Source organism: Dyadobacter soli (assembly GCF_900101885.1).
GTDB classification, from domain to species: Bacteria; Bacteroidota; Bacteroidia; order Cytophagales; family Spirosomataceae; genus Dyadobacter; species Dyadobacter soli.
Window position 1 is genome coordinate 388,121 of sequence record NZ_FNAN01000001.1, and the last position, 23,215, is coordinate 411,335.

The 23,215-nt window shown below is 53.4% G+C and carries 11 protein-coding genes; 6 read left to right on the top strand and 5 right to left on the bottom strand.

Annotated elements, in window-relative coordinates:
• Positions 1-25: 25 nt before the first annotated feature.
• Positions 26-1,090, bottom strand: coding sequence for an NHL repeat-containing protein (locus BLQ88_RS01390; RefSeq protein WP_176884857.1), 1,065 nt, complete (start codon positions 1,088-1,090; stop codon positions 26-28).
• A gap of 2 nt (positions 1,091-1,092) precedes the next feature.
• On the bottom strand, positions 1,093-2,322 hold the full coding sequence (locus BLQ88_RS01395; protein WP_218132874.1) for an acetyltransferase domain-containing protein: 1,230 nt from the start codon (positions 2,320-2,322) through the stop codon (positions 1,093-1,095).
• A gap of 302 nt (positions 2,323-2,624) precedes the next feature.
• On the opposite strand from BLQ88_RS01395, the gene BLQ88_RS01400 reads away from it, so the two are divergent.
• Together BLQ88_RS01400 and BLQ88_RS01405 are read left to right on the top strand one after the other, a co-directional pair.
• On the top strand, positions 2,625-5,216 hold the full coding sequence (locus BLQ88_RS01400; RefSeq protein WP_176884859.1) for a helix-turn-helix transcriptional regulator: 2,592 nt from the start codon (positions 2,625-2,627) through the stop codon (positions 5,214-5,216).
• Positions 5,217-5,312: 96 nt separating this feature from the next.
• Positions 5,313-5,591 carry a DUF4242 domain-containing protein gene (locus BLQ88_RS01405; protein WP_090145971.1) on the top strand — a complete coding sequence of 93 codons (279 nt, stop codon included), beginning with the start codon at positions 5,313-5,315 and terminating at the stop codon, positions 5,589-5,591.
• A 19-nt stretch (positions 5,592-5,610) separates the two neighbouring features.
• Here BLQ88_RS01405 and BLQ88_RS01410 read toward each other — a convergent pair whose 3' ends face one another.
• On the bottom strand, positions 5,611-6,366 hold the full coding sequence (locus BLQ88_RS01410) for a LytR/AlgR family response regulator transcription factor (RefSeq protein WP_090145973.1): 756 nt from the start codon (positions 6,364-6,366) through the stop codon (positions 5,611-5,613).
• On the bottom strand, positions 6,363-7,460 hold the full coding sequence (locus BLQ88_RS01415) for a sensor histidine kinase (RefSeq protein ID WP_176884861.1): 1,098 nt from the start codon (positions 7,458-7,460) through the stop codon (positions 6,363-6,365). The genes BLQ88_RS01410 and BLQ88_RS01415 overlap by 4 nt, the downstream gene beginning before the upstream one ends.
• 324 nt (positions 7,461-7,784) lie before the next feature.
• On the opposite strand from BLQ88_RS01415, the gene BLQ88_RS01420 reads away from it, so the two are divergent.
• Genes BLQ88_RS01420 through BLQ88_RS01430 form a run of 3 tightly spaced genes read left to right on the top strand, consistent with a single transcriptional unit; the run spans position 7,785 to position 13,521 of the window.
• A complete protein-coding gene (locus BLQ88_RS01420; RefSeq protein WP_090145977.1) occupies positions 7,785-8,927 on the top strand; it encodes an efflux RND transporter periplasmic adaptor subunit in 1,143 nt (380 codons plus the stop codon).
• 20 nt (positions 8,928-8,947) lie between these two features.
• Entirely contained in the window at positions 8,948-12,112 is a 3,165-nt protein-coding gene (locus tag BLQ88_RS01425; RefSeq protein WP_090145979.1) for an efflux RND transporter permease subunit, read from the top strand.
• Positions 12,109-13,521: an efflux transporter outer membrane subunit gene (locus tag BLQ88_RS01430; RefSeq protein WP_090145981.1), complete on the top strand. Its 1,413-nt coding sequence runs from the start codon at positions 12,109-12,111 to the stop codon at positions 13,519-13,521. The genes BLQ88_RS01425 and BLQ88_RS01430 overlap by 4 nt, the downstream gene beginning before the upstream one ends.
• Here the strand turns inward: BLQ88_RS01430 and BLQ88_RS01435 are convergent.
• Complete coding sequence (locus BLQ88_RS01435) at positions 13,481-17,539, bottom strand: hybrid sensor histidine kinase/response regulator transcription factor (RefSeq protein ID WP_090145984.1); 4,059 nt, start codon at positions 17,537-17,539, stop codon at positions 13,481-13,483. The two genes, BLQ88_RS01430 and BLQ88_RS01435, sit on opposite strands and share 41 nt — an antisense overlap.
• Positions 17,540-17,884: 345 nt before the next feature.
• Between BLQ88_RS01435 and BLQ88_RS01440 the strand changes: the two genes are divergently transcribed.
• Positions 17,885-23,149, top strand: a complete 5,265-nt coding sequence (locus BLQ88_RS01440; RefSeq protein WP_090145986.1) for a T9SS type A sorting domain-containing protein — start codon at positions 17,885-17,887, stop codon at positions 23,147-23,149.
• Positions 23,150-23,215: the final 66 nt, after the last annotated feature.

The window sequence follows — 23,215 nt, forward strand, 5'->3', positions numbered from 1 at the left end:
ACTGTTTGAGAATTTAGATGAGTACTTAAAGTTGGATTTTACGAATGCGAAGGTTCCTTACATCGCCCACGTACAGGTTGCCGGCCGGATCGATGGCCATGCCGCTGGGTTCGCTGAACCGGGCTTCGGGGCCGGTTCCATCGGCGAAGCCCTTAACGCCCGTGCCGGCAATGGTGCTGACTATTCCTGCCGGGGTAATTTTCCGGATAGCGGCGTTCAGATCCCCTACATATAAGTTCCCGAGTCCGTCGATGGCGATCCCCTCGGGGTTGTGAAACCGGGCATCGGCGCCGTTGCCATCCACATAGCCAAGTATGCTGGTACTGCCGGCTAAAATGCTCACAACACCCTGCGGCGTCACTTTGCGAACGACAAACCCGCCGGCGTCGGCCACGTACAGGTTGCCCGCCTTGTCGATTTCCATCCCTTCCGGGAATCCAAAGCCCGTCGCAAAAGTGCTGACTACGCCGTCGGGGGTGATTTTCCGGATGCATGCATTGCCCCCGTCGCTTACATACAGGTTGTTGTCGGGGTCGAGCACGATGTCGGCCGGGAAATTAAATGCCGCCTCCTTGCCTCTGCCGTTTTTGAACCCCGCGGCGCCGCTGCCGGCCAGGGTGGTAACGATGCCGTCCGGGCTGATTTTGCGGATCAGGCTGTTGCCGGCGTCGGCTACGTAAATGTTCCCGTCGCCGTCCACGACCAATCCGTGCGGATAGTTGAACCGCGCCTGTGCTGCCGTGCCGTTCGCGGACCCGAATGCGCTGTCGCCTGCAACCGTCGTCACCCAGCCGTCGGGCGTGATTTTTCGGATGCGGTTGTTCCCGCTGTCGGCCACGTACAGGTTACCTTCGGCATCGGTTGCCAGGCCGTAGGCCTCCCGGAAGGCTGCATCCTCTCCGTGCCCGTCGGCGAAGCCGTAAATGCCGCTTCCGGCCAGGGTGCTCACCGTGTAGCTATGCGGAACTGCCGGTTCGGTGGGCGCAGGAGGGTCGGCGGGAGCCGGTGGGGCTGCCGTTTCTTCCTTATCACACGAGCCGGCCAGCAGGCCCGTGAGTATAACCGCGATGGAAATCAGTAAAGTCCGCATAGTTACAGGTAGCCGAGCCACCATTTTTGGGTGTGATTTGTTCTTTTGTATTTGTCGAAGCGCTTGCAGAATGTGTACAGAATGAAAATCAGGGCCAGCCAGACGAGGTAAACGGTGACCAGGGAGAACCCGTAGCCTTGCATTTCCACGGCCTTGTTTACATTGGTATTCAATACCATATCCTGCCACTGGTAACCCGATAGTACCGCCGCCACAATGGCCAGGCTGTGTATCAGCAGCAGGTGGGCGAGGTAGTAAAACATCGGCACCCGCCCGAACACCGCTATCGCCGACCGCCATATGCCGGGTGTTTTTTCAAATAATGAGAGGAAAATGAAGGCCGGGCCGAGGGTCATCAGTACGTAGAGCAACGAGGGCGGGTATTTGCTCACGTTCAGGAATGACAGCGCGCTGAACAGCCCGTTTGTTTGCACAGCCCAATGTGCCGGATCTCCGTAACCATTGGACGCCCGCAGCGCGGCAAACAATATCACCGCGCCGACGCCCAGCCAGCGCAATTTTTGTTTTCGTTTCTGCGCGTTGTAGGTAGGTAAATAGTACCTCCCGAATGTATAGCCGAGCGCCATAATGCCCACCCACGGCAGCAGCGGATAACGCACTGTAAATGAAGAATGCCCAAAAGTGAAAGAGCCCGGCTCGTGCAGCAATGCCCACATAAACGAACCTGATCCGGTGCCTGGATAGTGGACGCCATCGAGCAGGTTATGCCCGGCGATGATCAGGACAGCGAGGACGGCGATTACAAGTTGATCGGCATAGATGAGCGCAGACAGGAGCACCATGCTGAGGCCCGTTACCCATATCACGGCCAGGTTGAAATAAGGGTAAGAGGGATTGAACGTCCATTCCAGCGTTACGATGAAGCATTCTGCGAAGATCAGCCATAATCCCCTTGTGAACAGATAAAACGACAGTTGTTTCTTCCCTCTCGTACTGCCGTACAAATAAGCGGAGGTGCCCGCGAGGAAAATGAATACCGGCGCGCAGAAATGGGTAATGAGCCTTGTCAGAAAAATAGCCGCATTCGTTTGGGTCAGGTCTGTCGGGCTGAACAGGAAGGCGTCTTTGTGAAAATAATCCCTTACATGATCGAGCGCCATCAGGATCATGACTACACCTCTCAGAAGGTCGATGGATTCCACCCGGCTCCTTTTTGAAGTGCGTAAGCGTGGATAACTGCCCGGGTAATCGGGTATTGGCATGTTGTACATAGAGAAATTGGGTTGATAAACCGGCCAGACTGATGGATGTCTGACCGGCGCTTTCATGACTGGGTGCTGCTAACGTCGAGTAATGTGAAACTTTTTGTAAGTGCAAATCAACCACCACGCCCGCCAACGGATATCAGGGGTATTGCCTATTTTGCATGGGACTGTTCTCTATTTTTTTTGGACAAAAATGAGGGGGATTTGATTTTACGGCGAGGGTGTCAGGCAACTTGGCGCGACGTTTCCACGTATGCATGCTAATAGCTCAATGCGGCAGATCAACTTCGCCGCTTATCCCATCAGCCATGGAATTAATAGAACGATCGATTTTTTTAGCCCGGTTAAGGACCCAGTTTGAAGAAACCATTGACGGGGAAGGACATTGCATTTTGTTGAGCGGGGAGGCCGGAATCGGCAAAAGCGCATTGGTAAAGGCATTTTGCAACGAGCACAAAGCCGCTTGCAACATTTTCAGCGGTACCTGCGACGATCTTTTCAGCCCCCGGCCACTGGCGCCGCTCAATGACATTATCTGGCAGCTGGGAAGCGAGAAAGTGACATTGGCGGCCCATGCAGGCAATCGCGGCGAACTGTTCGGTTGTTTTTTGAATGAGTTGAAAAGCCTCGCCAAACCATCGATTCTCGTTTTTGAGGACATTCACTGGGCCGACGAGGCCACCATGGACTTCATTAAATTTCTCAGCAGGCGCATTGCCAGCCTCAAATGCTTTTTCATCCTTACCTACCGCACCGACGAGATTCACACGCGGCACCCGCTGCGCAATCTCCTGGGCCAGCTTCCCAACGATTCGTTTTCGCGGATGGAATTAACCCCGCTCTCCATGCGGGCCGTTACATTGCTCGCTGCCCGGAAGGGTTACAGCGGCGATGATGTCTTTCATATTTCAGGTGGTAATCCATTCTATGTCAATGAGATTATGGCGAGTTACAGTGTGGGCGTACCCGAAAATATCAGGGACTCAATCCTGTCAGTTTATCACCGCCAGGGTGACGAAACCCGGCAGGTGTGGGAGTTGCTGTCCGCGTCACCTACGGGATTGGAAGTGCAGCATATGGAGAAACTGATACCGCATTATGCCGCGGCAATTGAGCGGTCGATCGACTCCAAAATTCTGATACTGAGGGACGATAAACTGTTTTTCAAACACGAACTCTACCGCCGTACCGTCGAGTCGTCCATTTCACCGTTCGCCAGGATTATCCTCAACAAGAATATACTGGAACTGCTGCTGAAAGCACCTGAGCTTGAAACGGAGAGGATCATCCACCATGCGGAGTTGTCCAGGGACTACGAACTCCTGCTGGAACACATTCCGGTGGCTGCCCGGAAAGCCATATCCCTGGGTGCTCACCGGGATGCGGCCAGGCTGTTTTGTACCGCCATTACCTATTACAAGGGTTCCGACCCCGCAAGACTAATCTTCTACTACCAATCCTACGCCTACGAATGTTATCTGATCAACCAGACGAGGGAGGCCATCAGCTACCAGGAAAAAGTACTGGCCTTTCTCGAAGAGCAGGGCGAGGCGGAGAAAATAGCGGATTGCCAGCGTTTTCTGTCCCGTCTGTGGTGGTTCGAGGGCAATCGCAACGAAGCCGAAAGATATGGTTGTGAGGCTGTCGAAACGCTGAAAGAACAGCCCGATTCGCGTGTCAAGGCGCAGGTTTTCAGTAATATATCTCAACTGAAAATGCTCTCGCACCAGCCCTACGAATGCATGGTATGGGGGCACCAGGCCATTGCCATGGCCAAACAATTTGACGACATGGAAACGCTTTCCCATGCATTGAATAATGTGGGGACGGTACAAATGGAAATGCCCGAGCTGAAAGAGCGTGGCCTCGATGTATTGCGGGAAAGCCTGCAAATCGCCCTGGACGGCTCTTTCCACGAGCATGCCGCCCGCGCGTACACAAACCTGGCGGCAAGTTCGATCCGCCTGAAAGATTTCCAGTTTGCGGGGCGGATATTGCACGAAGGGATTTCCTATTGCGAGAAGCGTGATCTGGATTCGTGGAAGAACTATATGATGTCGCTCGAAGCGCGGATGAAACTCGAAACCGGCTCCTGGGACGAGGCGCAGGAAATAGCCCGGCAGCTTCTCGCAAACGAGGAACAACCGGTGGTCGTCGCAATCGGGCCGATGATCGTGATCGCGACGATCAGAATGAGGCGGGGAGAGCCGGGAGCGCTGCCGCTTTTAATGCGGGCGAAAATCAAGGCATTCGAAACGATGGAACCACAAAGGATCATCCCCGCCGTGGTCGCATTGCTGGAATATGAATGGCTTACCGGCGAGCATGCATTGGAGGCGGCAGAGCTGGAAAACACCATTGAAATGACCGGGACGATGGGTAGCATCTACGAAAACAGCGAGTTTTACTTTTGGTTAAGCAAAGTGAGAATGCGGGAGCTGTCGGCAGAGCTTATTTACAGAAACTATTTGTCGGCTAACTTTTCCCCCGCAAGTTGCACGCAGCCGCTCTGGAGCGTGAACGGATGCCCGTATGAGAAAGCGCTTATGCTTTTCGAGGGGCGGGAAACAGACAAAAGCGAGGCCATCAAAACCGTGCGCAAAATGGGTGCGGCGGCCACTTATGAAAAGCTGAAATCGCTTATGCTTGCGTCCGGTATCAGGCGGATCCCGCGCGGCATCCGGAAAAGTACCAGCGCCAATGCGGCCAACCTGACCTTGCGGGAGCTGGACGTGTTACAATTGCTCAAAAATGGCATGCAGAACAAGGAAATCGCCGATAAACTGATCATATCCGTCAAAACGGTAGAGCATCACATCTCGGCTGTGCTGGTGAAACTCAATGTCAACTCGCGCGTCAAGGCCGTCAACGAGGCAGTGAGGCTTGAAATACTAAAATAGGGGATCGGGGCTGCTAATATGGGTAAGATCACTATGATCGGCGTGCCGGACGCCGTGTAGCTTTGCATTCGAATCAACATCATATATACTGAGCACATGAAGAAATTTTTGATCGAGCGGGATATTCCCGACCTGGGAAATTTGTCGGAAGAAGCATTGCGCGCTATTTCGCAGATCTCCTGCGCAACCGTCAATAGCCTGGAAGCGCCTTACCACTGGATACAGTCGTTCGTAACCCAGGATAAGCTGTATTGCATCCATATCGCGGAATCGGAAGAAGTTGTCCGTGAGCATGCGCGACTCGGGAATTTTCCCGTCAAATCCATCGCAGAAGTGAAAGGGATCATCGATCCTGCCACAGCCGCCAATGCCTAGAAGCAGGCCGCCCAATTCGCTAAAAATCCATCCAGGTTTTAATCAGGAGCGCTTTATCTCGGCTCACCAGTATTTCAAGTTCCGGGTTCTTCTTTAACTCGAGTTTCAATTTCCCGTTAAAATGGTTGTAGATCTGTTTGATGGCGTCGATGTGAATGATGTACTGCCGGTTCACGCGGAAAAAGTACTTGGGATCGAGCTGCTGTTCCAGCTCTTCCAGCGTTTGTATGAGCGTTTCGTCGGTGCCATTGGTAAGCCTTGCCCTCGTAATCCTGAGTTCTGAGTGGATATACTCAATCTCACCCACCCCTATGGTTTTATAGCCGTCGCGAAATGGAAGCAGGAACCGGCTGCGGTATTCTTTTTTATTGATCTGCGTCAGAAGGCTTTCGATTGCCAGGGCGGTATCGCCTTGCTGGCGTTGCTCGGCAATGCGCAGCGAATGTTCCAGTTCGTCCTTTTCGACGGGTTTCAGCAGGTAATCTACACTGTTAAATTTGAATGCACGAACCGCGTATTCGTCATAAGCCGTGGTGAAAATGATCGGGCACCGCGGTTTGACTTTGTCAAAAATCTCAAAACTAAGCCCATCCGCCAGGCGCACGTCCATCATGATCAGGTCCGGGCAGGGGTTGGCCGACAGCCATTCAATGCTTTCCGAAACGCTTTCGATCGGGCCGGAAATTGCCGCGCCCGGTTTTAGCATCGAAAGAAACCTTTTCAGGCGGTCGGCATTGGGCTTTTCATCTTCGATTATTAAAATATGGTGTATCATGCTTTTATCAATGGAATGGATACCCGGAAAAACGCGTCGTCCGCCGTTATCCGCGGCGCCCGCTCGGAAAGCAGCTGGTACCGCTGTATGATATTTTGCAGCCCTAAGCCCGACGACGAACCCTTTTGCTGCAAAGGCAGGATATTGTTCGACACCACCAGGTCGGTGTCCTTGCCGCTTACCACCAGGATTTTCAAGGGATCAGACTTCAAATGCTTGTTGTGTTTCATCGCGTTCTCGATCAGCAGTTGCAACGTCATAGGCGGAATATGCAGGTTCAGATGCGCGGGATCGATGTCTATTTCAAAATGAAGCCCGGTGCCCGCGCGGGTTTGGAGCAGGAAGATATAGGCTCTCAAAAACTTGATTTCTTCTTCCAGCGGGATCAGGTCCCTCTTGGAATTGACCAGCAAATAGCGGTATACTTTGGCGAAACTTTCGGAATACTGATACCCCAGCTGCTGGTCTTCGAGGATCAGCTCCGAAAGCACGCTCAGGTTGTTGAACACGAAATGCGGGTCGAGTTGCAGCTTCAATGCTTCCAGTTCGGCTTCGGCGGCGGCTTGCTTGTGCCGCGTCGAACGCAGTTTGTGCTCCGTGGCTTCCAGTGCGGCGTCTTTCCAATTGGATATCAGGAAGTTGCCGGTGTGTATGGCGCTGATCACGAACGCAATGAATATGTTGATCATCGTCCATTGCAATATCCCCACCTCGCGGTCGATGGTATCGATGTCGACGCTCTTTTTATCGATAAGCATAATCACGATAATGGCGCCGGATACGAGCAGGATCACGCTGCCGATGTTCAGCGCCGTTTCGATCAGCAAACGGCGGAGCGGCCTTTCGATCCAGGAGTATTTCCGGTTCAGTCTTTCATGAATGGAAATGCTTGATAATGAAATGATAATGCAGATCAGGAGCGAAATGGCCAGCTCTTCCAATATCTGCAAAGGCGTCCGGGTGAAGTAGTACTGCCACCACGAATCGTACGGATTGAGCATGTAGGAAAACACGTACAGCATGGCAAATGACAAAAGTGCAAGCGCGATCGACTTGCCTCTTTTGGACATTAACTGGCTGCGTGAATTTTCCATTTTGAATACCATTGCGTTGAAACCCCTCCTAAGTTAAGGCATAACTTAAATCCGCCGTATGTTTTGACAAAACTAGCAGGCTGGCCGATGAACCTGCGCCAAATTATGACTCAAACGTTGAAATCCGTGACTGAGTCGGGCGATGGGGGTAACCAAAACGTAAATTTTGAAATGCTTTTCCGGACATGACCCATCACCGCTTTTCGGATGGAATTCAGTTCGGGACGTGTTACGTTTCAATCGCCAATATCTACGTTTCAGTCAAAAAAACGGCCTGTGCGGGTTGGTGGGGCTGTTTATTTGCTGGAAAATAACTCAGTCAACATGCTTGAACCAACTCCTAAAACGAAACATTTTCACCTGGCGCTGTGGGCGCTCTCGGCCGCGGTGGCATTCAGCTCGTGCAGCACGCAGGCCGACCATGGCGGAATGCAGCAAATGCCCCCGCAGGAAACCGATTTTGTGCAGGTAAGCAGCGGCCACGCGCCGGTAGAATCGCAGTATCCGGGCGCCATCGAAGGAAGTGTTAATGTAGATATTAAAGCCCAGGTGAGCGGCTACCTCGATGCGATCTATGTAAAAGAAGGCGATTACGTCAGCAAAGGGCAATCGCTGTTCAAAATCAAGGGCGATGTATTCAACGAGCAGGTCAACAACAGCAATGCCGCATTGAAATCCGCATTGGCGGCGCAGGCGAATGCAAGCATTGAGCTTGAAAAAATCCGCCCGCTTGTGGAAGGAAAAGTCGTGGCCGATATTCAACTGAAAGCGGCACAGGCAGCGTACGAAGCCGCTACCGCGCAGGTGGAGCAGGCGAGGTCGGCCCTGGGCTCATCGCAGCTGAATGCCAATTTTGCGACGATCAAGGCGCCGGTGAGCGGCTACATCGGCCGCATTCCCAACCGGATCGGTAACCTGGTCACGCCGGCCGACGCAACGCCGCTGACCACATTATCGGAGATCAACAGCGTTTTTGTTTACTTTTCGATGAATGAATCCGACTTCATCGCCTACCAGAAAGCGGGTATCGGCAAAGGTGAAACCATTGAGCTCATCACCGCCGACGGTTCGACGTATAACCACAAAGGTAAGCTGGAAATAGCCAGCGGAAACATCGACCGAAATACCGGAAGCATGAGTATGAAAGCGATCTTCCCCAATCCCGACAAGCTGCTGCGCTCTGGCGGATCGGGCAAGGTGGTGATCCGCCGCGAGCTGGATAGCGTCCTCACTTTCCCGATGGCGGGCGTGAAGGATATTCAGGACAAATTCTTCGTATTCAAGCTGGCCGACAGCAACAAAGTGGCCATGGCACCTATCACAATCGCAGGCCGGTCGGGTAGCAATTACCTTTTAAAGTCCGGGGTGGAGCAGGGCGACAAAGTCGCGATCAACCGCATTGACGTGCTGCAAGATGGCATGGTAGTAGCGCCGAAAGTCGTTCCAGCCGGTTCAGAGTCCAGGTAATTTCCAGTTCAGATATTATTATGTTAAAACAAATCATAGACAAGCCCGTAACGGCCACGGTGATTTCCGTTGTGCTCGTTATCCTGGGTATAATAGGCCTTACCCGGCTTCCGATCACCCGGTTTCCCGATATTTCCCCGCCGACGGTGATGGTGAGCGGCAGCTACCCGGGCGGTAACAGCGAGGCGGTGATCCGCTCGGTGGTAACCCCGCTGGAAGAGCAGATCAACGGCGTCGAAAACATGCAGTACATCAAATCGACGGCCAGTAACGACGGATCATTTTCCATTACCGTCATTTTCAAACAGGGCGTCGACCCCGACCAGGCCGCTGTAAACGTGCAGAACCGCGTGCAGCAGGCCACCCCGATCCTGCCGCAGGAGGTGATCCAGATGGGACTCACCACGTCCAAGCAGCAGAACAGTATGATCATGATTTTCAATGTATATACTACCGATAATAGTAAATACGATGAGCTGTTCCTGCAAAACTATGTGAATATCAACCTGATACCGCAGATCAAACGGGTGCCCGGCGTGGGGCAGGCGCAGACATTCGGATTGAAGGATTACTCGATGCGGGTCTGGCTCAATCCCCAGAAGATGGCCAGCTACGGATTGGTGCCGTCCGACGTGAACCAGGCAATCGCCGACCAAAGCCTCGAATCCGCGCCCGGAAAGCTCGGGCAGGAGTCGAATGCGGCATTGGAATATGTTATGCGCTACAAAGGCAAGAAGAACCAGGTTTCGGAGTATGAGAATATTGTAGTAAAACGAAACGGAACGGAGCTCGTGCGCTTGAAAGACGTGGCCCGGATCGAGTTCGGCTCGTTGAATTACGGCGGCAATTCCACATCCAATGGCAAGAATGCCGTTACCGTGGCCATTCTGCAAACAACCGGTTCCAATGCGAATGCCATCGAGATTGGCGTGCAGGATGAGCTGGCGAAAGCGTCCAAAGCATTTCCTCCGGGCATTAAGTACACTAACCTGATGAGTACCAAAGAGCGGCTCGACGAAGCGACCAGCCAGGTGAAATCGACTTTGATAGAGGCATTTGTACTGGTTTTCATTGTCGTATTCCTGTTTTTGCAGGATTTTCGCTCGACCATCATTCCGGCCATCGCGGTGCCTGTGGCCATTGTCGGTACTTTCTTTTTCCTGCTGGTTTTTGGATTCACCATTAACGTGCTGACGCTCTTTGCGCTCGTGCTGGCGATCGGTATCGTGGTCGATGATGCGATTGTGGTCGTCGAAGCGGTGCATAGCAAGATGGAAGGCACCAGCCTCTCAGGAAAGGAAGCTACGCACAGCGCGATGAGCGAGATTACCGGGGCGGTGATCTCCATTACATTGGTCATGTCGGCCGTGTTCATTCCCATCGGTTTCATGACGGGGTCGTCGGGGATATTTTACAAGCAGTTTGCCTACACGCTGGCCATTGCGATCATCATTTCGGCAGTGAATGCGTTGACGCTCACCCCGGCATTGTGTGCATTGCTGCTGAAAAACAACCATTCGGGCGAAGGCCACCACGGCGAACAGCCCAAGCAGGGCTTCGGCAAGCGTTTCTTTACGGCATTCAATGCAGGTTTTGATAACCTTTCGGGCCGCTACATCCGCGGACTGAAATTCCTGATCGCCCGGAAATGGGTCGGAGCGGGGATGATTGTAGCGATTACCGCCGTCGCGGGCTGGCTGATGATCAGCACGCCCAAGAGCTTTGTGCCTATGGAGGACGACGGCTTCCTGATTTTCGCCCTGAGCATGCCCCCGGGCACGGCCCTGGACCGTACGACGGCAGCGGCGGAAAAAATCGAAGCGATACTGGCGAAGAATGAGGCCGTGGAGACGAGCTCGATCATTACAGGCTTCAATATTTTGTCCAACAGCGCGAGCCCAGCTTATGGAATGGGTTTTATTAAACTCAAAGCCAAAAAAGACCGGGGTGCCGAAAAGGATATCGACGCCATCCTGGCCAACATGACCACGCAATTTGCGAGCATTAAGGAAGGTACCATTATGGCATTTAGAAGCCCGCCGGTGCAAGGGTACGGCATTACCAGTGGGGCCGAGGTGGTGTTGCAGGACAAAACCGGCAAGGATGCAAACTCACTGAAAACAATGGGTGATAAAGTTCTCGGCCAGATCATGCAGCAGCCGGGCGTGCAATATGCCTATACCACCTTCCGGACCGATTTTCCGCAGCTCGAAATGGAGGTAGACAACGACAAGGCGCGGCAAATGGGCGTGAGCGTAAGCGCGATGATGAATGCGATACAGACCTACTTCTCCGGCGACCAGAGCCTGAACTTCACCCGTTTCGGCAAGTTCTATCGCGTGAGCGTGAAGGCCGACGGTATTTTCAGGATGGACGAGCAGGCATTCAACGAGATTTTTGTGCGCAACGATCAGAACCAGATGGTACCCGTGAAATCGCTCATCCGGCTGCATAAGGTGTACGGGCCGGAGTCGGTGGACCGCTATAATTTGTTCAATGCATTGAATATCACGGTCGTGCCTAATCCCGGTGTGAGCAATGGCGAGCTCATGGATCGTCTCGAACAAAGCGTTTTCGACAAGCTGCCGGGTGATTATGGCTACGAATGGACCGGGCTCAGCCTGGAAGAGAAATCGGCCGGAAACCAGACGATGATGATCCTGGGCCTGTGCCTGCTGTTTGTGTACTTCCTGCTGGCGGCGCAGTTTGAAAGCTACCTGCTGCCATTGTCGGTGTTGCTTTCCATCCCGACGGGTATCGTGGGTGCATTCGCCGCCATCAAAGCGGTAGGGCTCGATAACAACATATATGTACAGGTGGGGCTGATCATGCTGGTGGGGCTTTTGGCCAAAAACGCGATCCTCATCGTCGAGTTCGCTGTCCAGCGCCGGGCCGCCGGGTTTTCGATCATGGATGCCGCCATAGATGGCGCAAAGTCGAGGCTGCGCCCGATCATTATGACATCTTTGGCATTCATCGTGGGCATGATTCCGCTGATGATCGCAACCGGAGGTTCCGCAGCGGGTAACCGCTCCATCAGTACCGGCGCGGCCATGGGTATGCTAAGCGGTGTGGTGCTGGGGATCTTTGTGATACCGCTGCTGTACATGCTTTTCCAGTTTTTACAAGAAAAAATATCAGGTAAAAAGCAAGCCATTGCGCAACCTGTAACCGAACTGCAATGATTTTTATCAACAAAAATATAATGGGCAGCTTGCTGCTGACAGCGAGCCTGGCCTCCTGCGTGGTAGGGAAAAAATATGCGCGCCCCGACCTGGAAGCGCCCGCACAGTTCCGTACCCCGGTTGTCGTTACGGCGGATACGATCCAGTTACCCTGGCGGACGTTTTTCAAAGACCCGCAGCTGGTGTCGTTAATTGAGCAGGCGCTGGTTAAAAACAATGACATTGGCATTGCGGTCAAAAATGTGGAGCAGCTCGACCTGGCCGTGAAGCAGGCGCGGCTCGGCCTGCTCCCCACGGTGAACCTGTCCGCCGGCGCGAACCGTTCGTGGCTGTCGAAAAACTCGTTGAACGGCTCTTTGAGCGAACAGTTTTTGGGGACTTCCTACATGGACGATTACAGCGCCGCATTGCAGGTGTCGTGGGAAGCCGATATCTGGGGCAAGGTGAAAATGCAGAAGGAGGGCGCTATTGCCAGTTATTTTGCGCAAAAGGAAAACCTTACGGCGCTGAAAACCCGCATTATCAGCCAGGTAGCGCAATCGTACTATAACCTGATCAGCCTGGACGAGCAGCTGAAAATCGCGCAGCAAAACATTGCATTGAGCGACAGTACGCTGGATATGATGTATTTGCAATATAAATCGGGGCAGATCAACTCCCTGGCCGTCGACCAGGCCGAAGCCCAGAAGAAAACCGCCCAGCTGATCGTCCCGCTTGCACTGCAAAACATTGCCGTGCAGGAAAACGCGTTGAGCATTTTGTGCGGCTCCTATCCCGACAGTATCGCCAGGCAAGGCGCACTGGCCAATGTGGTTCCTGCCGACCAGTTTGCGTCGGCGGTGCCGGCACAGCTGCTCAGCCGGCGTCCCGACGTGAAAGCGGCCGAATACGCCGTGGTTTCTGCGAATGCCAACACCGGCCTGGCGAAGGCCGCCATGTATCCTGCACTGAGCATCTCACCGCAGATCGCCGCCAATTCATTCAATTTCAGGCAGTGGTTCGATCTCCCCGGCTCGCTCACCCGCACGCTGGCGATCAACCTCACGCAGCCGATCTTCCAGAAAAGGGCATTGAAAACAGCTTACGAAACCGCAGCGATTGAGCAGGAAAAGGCCGTGATTCAATACAAGCAAATGCTCATGAATGCGGTAGGAGAGGTTTCCGACGCCATGGCCAGGTCTGCCGGGGCTTCCGAACGGATGGTACTGGTGAATGAAAAGACCGCCCTGCTTAACAAGGCGACCCAGGATGCCACCAAGCTCTACAAAAGCGGAATGGCCACCTACCTCGAAGTGATCACCGCCCAGAACAGCCGCTTGCAGAACGACCTCGAAGCCATCACGATCCGGCTCGACAAGCTGAATGCGGTTACGGATTTATACCGGGCATTGGGCGGTGGGGTAGAGTAGCATAGGCATAGCTCATATCAACATCAAAATGGTTCATTGACCATTCTTTCGGAAGCTTGCCGAACTGCTTTTTGAATTCACGGGAGAAATACTTGCGGTCTTCGAAACCGACCAGTTGCGCGACTTCGCCGACAGTCATATCGGTTTGTTTTAGCAGTTCGGAGGCTTTGTTCAGGCGGGTCATTTTAACGAAATCGTTCACCGTCATGCCCGTCAGTGCTTTTACCTTCTTGTACAGTACACTCTTGCTCATTCCTACATGGGCGGTGAGATGGTTCAGCGTAAAATCTGCATTGGAGGTTTCTTTCAGGATAATCTCCGTCAGACCGGCTAAAAACTGGCTCTCTATGTCTGTTTCAACCAATACTGGATCTGTGGCGAGCTGCCGGGTATATTGCATTTGACTGGCATGGCGGGTCGCGAGGATATTCCTGATCTTAAGTTCGAGGATATCGATGTGGAATGGCTTTGAAATATAGTCGTCCGCTCCTGCATTCAGTCCTTCCATTTGATAATTCAGCGAGGACTTGGCAGTCAGCAGCATGACGGGAATATGGCTTGTTTGAACATTGGATTTGATATTTTTACATAAATCCAAGCCATTGATCCCCGGTATCATCACGTCGCTGATAATGATATCGGGAATATGCGTTCGTGCTTTTGTCCATCCGTCCTCGCCATCCGCTGATTCGATCACGTGAAATGCTTGCCCCAGCGCTTCCGCGCAAAAGCTGCGGAGTTCGTCGTTGTCTTCGATGAGTAAAACGGAATACTTGCCAATGTCGCCTTTCGATGCTGCATGCTGCCCCGGTTGGATATGATTACCCAAAGTTTCGAACTGCTTGTGCCGTTCTTCATCGAAAACCGTGACAGGCGGGTTGAAATGCGAAATGCCTTTAAAAAGTGTTACCGAAAAGCAGCTGCCCATATCGGGTCCGGTATTTGAGCTTTTTACGGTTAGCGACCCGCCGTGCAACTCCACGACGCGGTTGGCGAGCGACAGCCCGATTCCGTAGCCTGTATTGCGCAAATCATGTTCATACACCTGAAAGAAATTGACAAACAGCCTGTCCAGAAGCTCCGGTGCAATGCCCTTGCCGGTATCGGATACCGTTATCTGCACCGAATTGGCCTGGTCGGTAATACGGATACGGACGGTCCCCGCTTCGGGAGAAAACTTATAGGCATTGTGCAGCAGGTTGTAGATGACCTTCTGCAATTGTCCGGGATCGTACCAGAGCTGGATGCTGTCGGCGGTACTTTGAAGGATCGTTTCGATCTGCTTTTCCGCGGCCAGGTGTTCGAAGGCCGCAACGCAGTTTTTGACAAAACCAACGATGTCGGACGAGCATACATAGAGTGATATTTCTTTCCTTTCGATTTTTCGGAAATCCAGAAGCTCGTTCACCAAACTCATCAGCTGGTCGATGTTTTTACCGGTGGTTTTTAACAACCTGGCGGCATCCGGATTGACAATCTCGGTATCGAGTAAACGCTTGACGGGAATGCTGATGAGCGTCAGGTGTGTGCGGATTTCGTGTGAGATATTGGTAAAAAAATCCAGTTTCAGCTGGTACAACTCGTCCTCCTTTCTGAGTATTCCGCGATACCAGAAAAAGCGGGTGACCAGGAACGCGATCAACAGGAAAACACCTGCATAGGCTACGTAAGCGACCCAGGTATTCCACCAGGGCGCATCGATCGTTATCACCAGTCTCTTGGGCGCATTGTTCCAGATGCCGTCGTTATTGGCACCTCTCACGGCAAACACATACCGGCCGGGAGGCAGGCTGGTGTAGGTCGCCGATGGATTATCCACGTAGTTCCAGCTGTCTTCAAAGCCTTCCAGCCGGTAGGCGTACAGGTTTTTTTCAGGATGAAGAAAATTCAGTACCGCAAAATCGACGGAGAAGCTGCTTTGATTATGGGTAAGGCTGATTTCTTTCAACTGATTGATCGCGCCGGTCAAAAATCCTTCGCTTTTTCCCGCTTGGGAAGGCTGGTTAAAGAGTTTGAACCCGGTCAGTGCAATTCCGGGCGGAGCCGAGTTGACGGGAACTTTCCGGGGATCAAACCGGAAAGCACCGTTGCTGTAACCGAAAACGATTTCGCCGTTTGCTAATCGGGCAGAAGCTCCCGGCGCAATCTCATTGCCGGGCAGGCCGTCTGCCAGCGTATGGTATTGCAGTGTTCGCTGCCCGGGGTGATACCGGGCAAGGCCCTTATCCAGGCTTATCCAGAGATAGCCCTGCTTATCGCCGACAATATTCCCGACATGCGCGCTGGAAATCCCGTGTGGCAGGGGACGGTCCATCAACGCGTTTTTTTGGGCATCATACCTTTTCAGGCCACGGTCGGAGGTTCCCACCCAGATATTCCCGGAAATGTCCTCGCAAATGGTCGTCGGTGTGCCTTCCCATGTCGTGAGCGAATCGATCTGCGTTGCCGGAAGCCATTCCGCAGCCGTTCTGCCGGGTTTGATAATCAATATTCCATTCCGCACACCCGCCCAGATATTACCGGACTTGTCCTTATATAAACACGAGAAGGCCCTGCTGGAAGCCGAACGGTGATTAACAGGTGGCGTAAAGCGTGTAAACCTGCCCTCCGCGGCGTCGAGCAGAAAGAGCCCGTCCTGCGAAGTCCCTATCCAGAATTCACCATTCCCGTCTTCAAGGATGGCGGTAATATGATGCAGGTATCCTTCCTGGGGAACGTCTCCCGGAATTTGGTAAGCTTTCGTATGCCCCGTTGCCGGATCGAAACAAACGACCTGATTGTAATTTTTGCCGATCCAGAGGCGGTTACCGCGATCGAGATAGAGGATCCGGCATTCTTCATTCTGCTCCTTATCGAATGTAATTTGCTTTGTGAATTTTCCCTGCCTGTCCATACGTACGACCTTGTTGCGGTAGAGGCTTAGCCAAAGGTGGTGGTCGTGATCTTCCAGCACTGCATTTACCACTCCCTTTTCTCTCAGCGGAAGTATTGTAAAGGGATGATTGTCCGGGTAAATGAAATTGGCCCCGCCGTAATGTGCACCAAACCACAGGAGTCCCTGGCGGTCCTCGTAAATGGAATAAATGCAATTGTCGCTCAACGAGCCGGACTGCATATCGTCGTGCCGGAAAACTTCGGCCGCATCCCGGCCCGCATTGATGCGATAAAGTCCGTTCGCGGCGCCGACCCACAAACGCCCGGACTGATCGCAGAAAATTTTGAGTATCGTATCGAACTTCTGGTTGCCGGGCAGGCCGGTCCAGACTTGCAGGGAATTGTCGGACGGGTTCAGCTTTAAGAGCGTGCCCCGGATGGTGCCAATCCAGATATTGCCGGTCTGGTCGCTGGAGACGGCCCTGACTTGCGTATCACCCGGTACGTTACGGATCATTTGGATGTTGTGGCTACCCTCCCGAATGCTGGCGAGCCCATCGGACGTGGCCGCCCAGAGCGTCCCGGAGCGGTCGACATGAAGATCATGGACAATCGTGCCCACAGGAAGTCCGCTGGCCGGCGATTCAAGAAATCGGTTGAAGCGGAAGCCGCCCTTTGCCTTCACCAGCTGATTGACCCCATTGGCTGTCCCGATCCAGAGTGTCCCTGCACGGTCTTCTGAAAATGACCGGATCGAATTGTTGCTTATCGATCCCGGGTCGCCGGGTACATTCACGAACCGGGTGAACGAATCGCTGGCCGGATCGTAGCGGTTCAGGCCGCTTTGGGTACCGACCCACAGGTTACCCCGGGAGTCGCAGTAAACTGACCGGATATTGTCCGATGAAATGCTTCGCGGGTTATCCGACGCGTGCTTGTAAATTTTGATTTCGCGGGAGTCATATCTGGCAAGCCCGTTGGGGGTAGCGAACCATAAAAATCCCGTGTGGTCCTGTGCAATTTGACGAACCGTGTTTCGCGCCAGACCGTCGAATGGAACAACATGGTGGAAAATCGGCGGCTGTGCCCATAGTGTGCAGGAAAGAAAAATTGTACACAATAGTACAATTGCAATGCGTGTCATGATAGGTGGGGTTTAGAATAAGTTCTACTTAACGTAAAACTGTTTCATATACAGAGGCTCTTGACCCGTGTAAGTAATAATGCCGTAAATCTATTAATAAACGACATTATTGATATGTAACCGATTGGAGAAAAATCAAAATTCTACCTTTTTAAAATCAATTGTCGCCCTTCGGATACCTTTAAAAAGCGAATATTTGCGAACGAGTGAGTATTAATTCTACATAACCAGCTGGCTTCTTTATTGGAGCGTCCGGCATAAGCTCATGCACGTGTAGCGTCAATCCCATCCATCCCTTCGTCGGGTCTCACAATGCTTAATTAGTTTCCACTTAAATAAATCAGCATGAAAACTTTCTATGGACGAAAGCCGGGCGTGCGGGGAGCAAAGCGCTGGATTGCGTTTGCTTCGCTCTTCGCCCTGGCTGGCTCTGCCTATTCCCTAACCCGACCGATCAACTGGCGGCCTCTGGTAACAGAGCTTAGCCGCACGCTTCCGGAACCTTTGCAGCAATTGCTGCCCCAGCAGAAAAAGACCATTGAACCGCAGGCAGCCCCTGATCCGACAAGGACCATGGCGCCGCAGGGCGCATTCCCGCTGCAACGCGGAATGGCGCTGGTAAGCCGGTTGTCCAATCCCAATGCCGGGGCACCTGGCCAGGGGTCTGACCGGAAAGGTTTTGTTCTCGGGGTTTACGATGCGCGTAATCCGGGTGGCAACAGCGCGCCTGCCGCATTAGGCAACTGGAATGATGTATCCAACACCATCTTCCGCCATCCCGACTGGACCAATGCTAAAATGGGGGAAGTATTCGGTATAGAGATCGATAACTCCGTGCCGGCAACGCCCCAGGTATTTGTGGGGAGTACCGGGACATTCGTAGGATATATCAACGGCTCCGCGGAATATGCCGGCCGTACCATTCCCGCCGCAGGTTCCGAAGGCGGTGATGTCTTCCGCGTCGATGGCAATACCGGGAATGTTTCCACGATCACGAATGCGATCCCGAGCACAGGTTACCATACTTCCGGGGGGCGCGGGGCTTCGGCCATGACCGTCCCGTTGAATACAACCGCGGGCCGGGTAAAAACGGTGGCGATCGTGAACGGAGGTACGGGCTACGCATTATTCGATCCGCTGGTGTTCACTGGCGGTACCGGAACGGGCGCTGCCGGTTATGTAACGGTGACAGCCGGCGTCATAACCGGTATTGTCGTCACCAACCAGGGTACCGGCTACGGTCCCGGGCCGCTGACGGTGAGCGTCACTTCTGCTGGCGGAGGCACGGGGTTCACCGGAACGGTTACGATGGGCTATCCCCTGCAAACAGGCATCATCGTTCCTACTTCCGGAGGGGCTGGATATCCATTTTTAGGGGCCACGATCATGGGTGACGGGGTCGGCGGCGGCGTATCGACTGCATTCACCACTGGTTCGCTTACCCAGTACAACATCACCGTGGCGGGTCTCGATTACACCTACGCACCGACCGTCACTATCAACAACCGTTACACCGGTGTGGGAAATATTGGTTATAACTATGCCAAAAAAGTAGTTTACACTGCATCGCTGGATAATGGTAATATCTACGCGATCGACGCGACTACCGGTACTTTCCTGGGCGTACCTTTCAATCATCAGCCTGGAATTGCCGATCCTTCACTTGCCGTTACGGACCTGCGCCGTCTCGCGGTGGGTATGGCGTGGAACCCGAGAGACAACCGCCTGTATTTTTCACGGCCTGACGCCGTCGGGTATACGACTTCGGGTACCAGCTACAATTACACCCACAATGAAGTGGTTTCTATCGGTTTGAATGCGGATGGTTCAATCAATACCTCGGATGTGATCAGGCAGGATGTCCGGCTGCCGGTTACGGCATTGCAGCTCGATCAACGTTCGCTGATTACCGACATCGAGTTCACCTCGGACGGTAACATTGCATTGCTGGGCGAAATGTCGACCGGAAACTCCGCTTTCCGCTTCACTACCTCGGAAAGCCGGTTTACCAAAGGTTCCCACAATGCGATTGCACGGGAATACCGGTTTGACGGCAGCGCCTGGTCTCTGAATGAGGAGTACCACGTCGGCAACACTTACAGCGGCTACAACAATACCGGGGGAGCGGATTTCGGTTATGGTAATTCCGAAAACCCCGAGGCCTATTATGATGCGGCAGTGCTGACGGGAGACTATATCGAAGGCTCCGGATTTGTGTACGGTATACAGGTGAGCCCGCTCTCGCAGGGAAATTATCCTACCAACACGCCCTATAACCACTACATAATCGATGATAACACGACGGTACTCGGATTATTTGTAGAGAAAACCGGTATCGGCGACGTCGACGTATTCAGCGGGGTGGATTATCCTGCGCAGGACATCGTACTCGCATTGGGCGTCATTACCCAGCCCACAGATTGCACCACGCCCGACGGGATCATCACCATCACCGGCGAAGGACTGCTGCCGAACACGCCTTATCCTGTTACTTATGTGAAGGATGGCGGCGCGCCGGTTTCTGCAAGCATTGTCAGCAACGCTTCGGGTATCATTGAAATCACGGGTCTACCGCCCGGGGCCTATACGGGTATCCAGATCAACGACCCGCCGACCTACACGAGTAACATCCTTTCGACGACGTTGACATGTTCCGTTTCATTAAGCGGCACGGTATTCAACGACGTCAATGGCTTGAACCCGACACCGACCAATACGGTAGACGGCACGCCTATCCAGTCGCCTTCGGGCACCGCGCTACACGCGAACCTGTTCACGGACGCAGGCGCATTCGTAGCGACTACGCCGATCGATGGTTCAGGTAATTACGTATTCAATAATGTAACGCCTTCGAGTACTTACATTGTCACGATCAGCACGACACCGGCAGCGGCCGGCTCTACGCCTGCGGGTTCGGTAGGGCTTCCTCCTACCTGGTTCAATACCGGGGAGAATGTAGGTTTGACTGCGGGAAGTGATGGAACTGTGGATGGTATTTTGCAAGCGGTAGTTGCTACTGTCGATCTGCCGAATGTGAATTTCGGCATCGAGCAGGGCCCTGAGACGGCTGTTAACCTGCAAGCGAGCCAGCCTAATCCGGGCGGCACGACCAGCGTAACGGTTCCAGCCAATGCATTTGTGACCAGCAATGTGGGCACTAACCCGAATACCGGCGATACGGCCCCGGGAGCGGTAACCGGCGTTATTATCACGGGTTTCCCGAGCAATGCTACCAGCATTACCATCGACGGAAATGTGTATACCGAACTGACCGGCATTACCGACGATTACCCGCAGGGAATCCCGACCGACGCGACAGGACAGCCGACGGTTACCATCCAGGTTGATCCGGCTGACGGGGCAGTGAGCGTTGTGATCCCGATCGCGGCAATCGACGCGGCAGGCGTTCAGGATGCCACACCGGGCAGCATTACATTACCTTTCACCGTAGTTGCGCCGATCTCATTAAGCGGAACAGTCTTTAACGACGTCAACGGTTTGAACCCGACGCCAACCAATACGGTAGACGGCGTGCCTATCCAGTCGCCATCGGGCACGGCGCTACACGCGAACCTGTTCACGGACGCAGGCGCGTTCGTAGCAACGACGCCGATCGACGGTTCGGGCAATTATGTTTTCAATAATGTAGCGCCTTCAAGCACTTACATTGTCACGATCAGCATCACACCGGCAGCGGCCGGCTCTACGCCTGCGGGTTCGGTAGGGCTTCCTGCAACCTGGTTCAATACCGGGGAGAATGTAGGTTTGACTGCGGGAAGCGATGGAACTGTGGATGGTATTTTGCAAGCGGTAGTTGCTACTGTTGATTTGCCGAATGTGAATTTCGGCATCGAGCAAGGCCCTGAGACGGCTGTCAACCTGCAAGCGAGCCAGCCTAATCCGGGCGGTGCCACCAGCGTGACGGTTCCAGCCAATGCATTCGTGACCAGCAATGTTGGAACTAACCCGAATACCGGCGATCCGGCCCCGGGCGCAGTAACCGGCATTATCATCACGGGTTTCCCAAGCAATGCAACCAGCATAACCATCGACGGAAATGTGTATACCGAACTGACCGGCATTACAGACGATTACCCGCAAGGAATCCCAACCGACGCAAGCGGACAGCCGACCGTTACGATCCAGGTTGATCCGGCCGATGGGGCTGTGAGTGTTGTGATCCCGATCACAGCGATCGACGCGGCAGGCGTTCAGGATGCCACACCGGGCAGCATTACTTTGCCTTTCACTGTCATTGCACCGATCTCACTAAGCGGAACGATCTTCAACGATGTCAACGGCTTGAACCCGACGCCAACCAATACGGTAGACGGCGTACCTATCCAGTCGCCTTCGGGCACGCCGCTACACGCGAACCTGTTCACGGAAGCAGGCGCATTCGTAGCGACGATACCGATCGACGGTTCGGGCAATTATGTATTCAATAATGTAACACCTTCGAGCACTTACATTGTCACGATCAGCACGACACCGGCAGCGGCCGGCTCTACGCCTGCGGGTTCGGTGGGGCTTCCTGCCAACTGGGTAAATACTGGTGAGAATGTAGGTCTGACCGCGGGAAGCGATGGCACTGTAAATGGTATTTTGCAGGCTGTGGTTGCCACTGTCGATCTGCCGAATGTCAATTTCGGTATCCAGCAACTTCCGGAATCGGAGGATCATTCCGCTGCATTGCCTGATCAGCCTGCGGCCGACGCAATGATCCCGCTGGACGGTGTACTGGCTCCTGCGCTCTCAGGCAGCGATCCTGAGGACCATAGCGGTGGAGGCTCGCTCGAAAACCGTACGATCCTGATTACCTCGCTGCCGACAAATGGTGAGCTATGGTACAATGGAACGCAGATCACGGTAGGTGACGATGGCGTGAATCCCGTTTCTGTGATCAATCCATTCACTATCACCAACCTGGTACTGTCTGATCTGGAAATCAAATTGACCGGTAGCGGCTATACGAGCACGTCGTTCACCTATGCACACGTGGACGGAGCCGGTTTCCCTGACCCGACACCTGCGACGTACACCCTGACGTGGGAAGATCCCCTGCCTGTAAAACTGGTGTCTTTTACCGCCAGCAAAGAAGGCGATGTCGTTCAGTTGGTATGGACTACTTCGGAGGAAAGCAACAGCGAATACTTCGAGATACAACGCAGCGCGGATGGTAAGGACTGGAAGCCGCTGAGCCGCGTCAACAGCGCCGGTGAGAGCAGTCAGATCCGCCATTATGATTACACCGACGCCAATCCGCAGCCGGGACAGAATTTGTACCGCCTGAAAATGGTCGATAAAGATGCGGACGGCCGCCCCAATAGTTTTGCATTCAGCGGCATCCGTTCGGTTAGTTTCGAGCAGGTATTCAGTGCGGTACTTTCTCCGAACCCGACTTCCGATGTCTTGAAAATCACCACAGCCAACTGGCAACTGGTGAAGGCGGTTAAAATCTACGACGCTGCCGGCAAGTTGGTTTACAACTCAGGAAACAAGCCTGAAAAACAGATCAATGTGCGTGGTTTAGTGAGTGGAATGCACGTGGTGATGATCGAGCAAATCGATGGCGCATCGCATGCACAGCGCATCGTTATTATTAAATAATTCTACAAACCTCCTGGATAAATTTCCAGGAGGTTTCAAATTAACTATACACACCCTATTTTTACC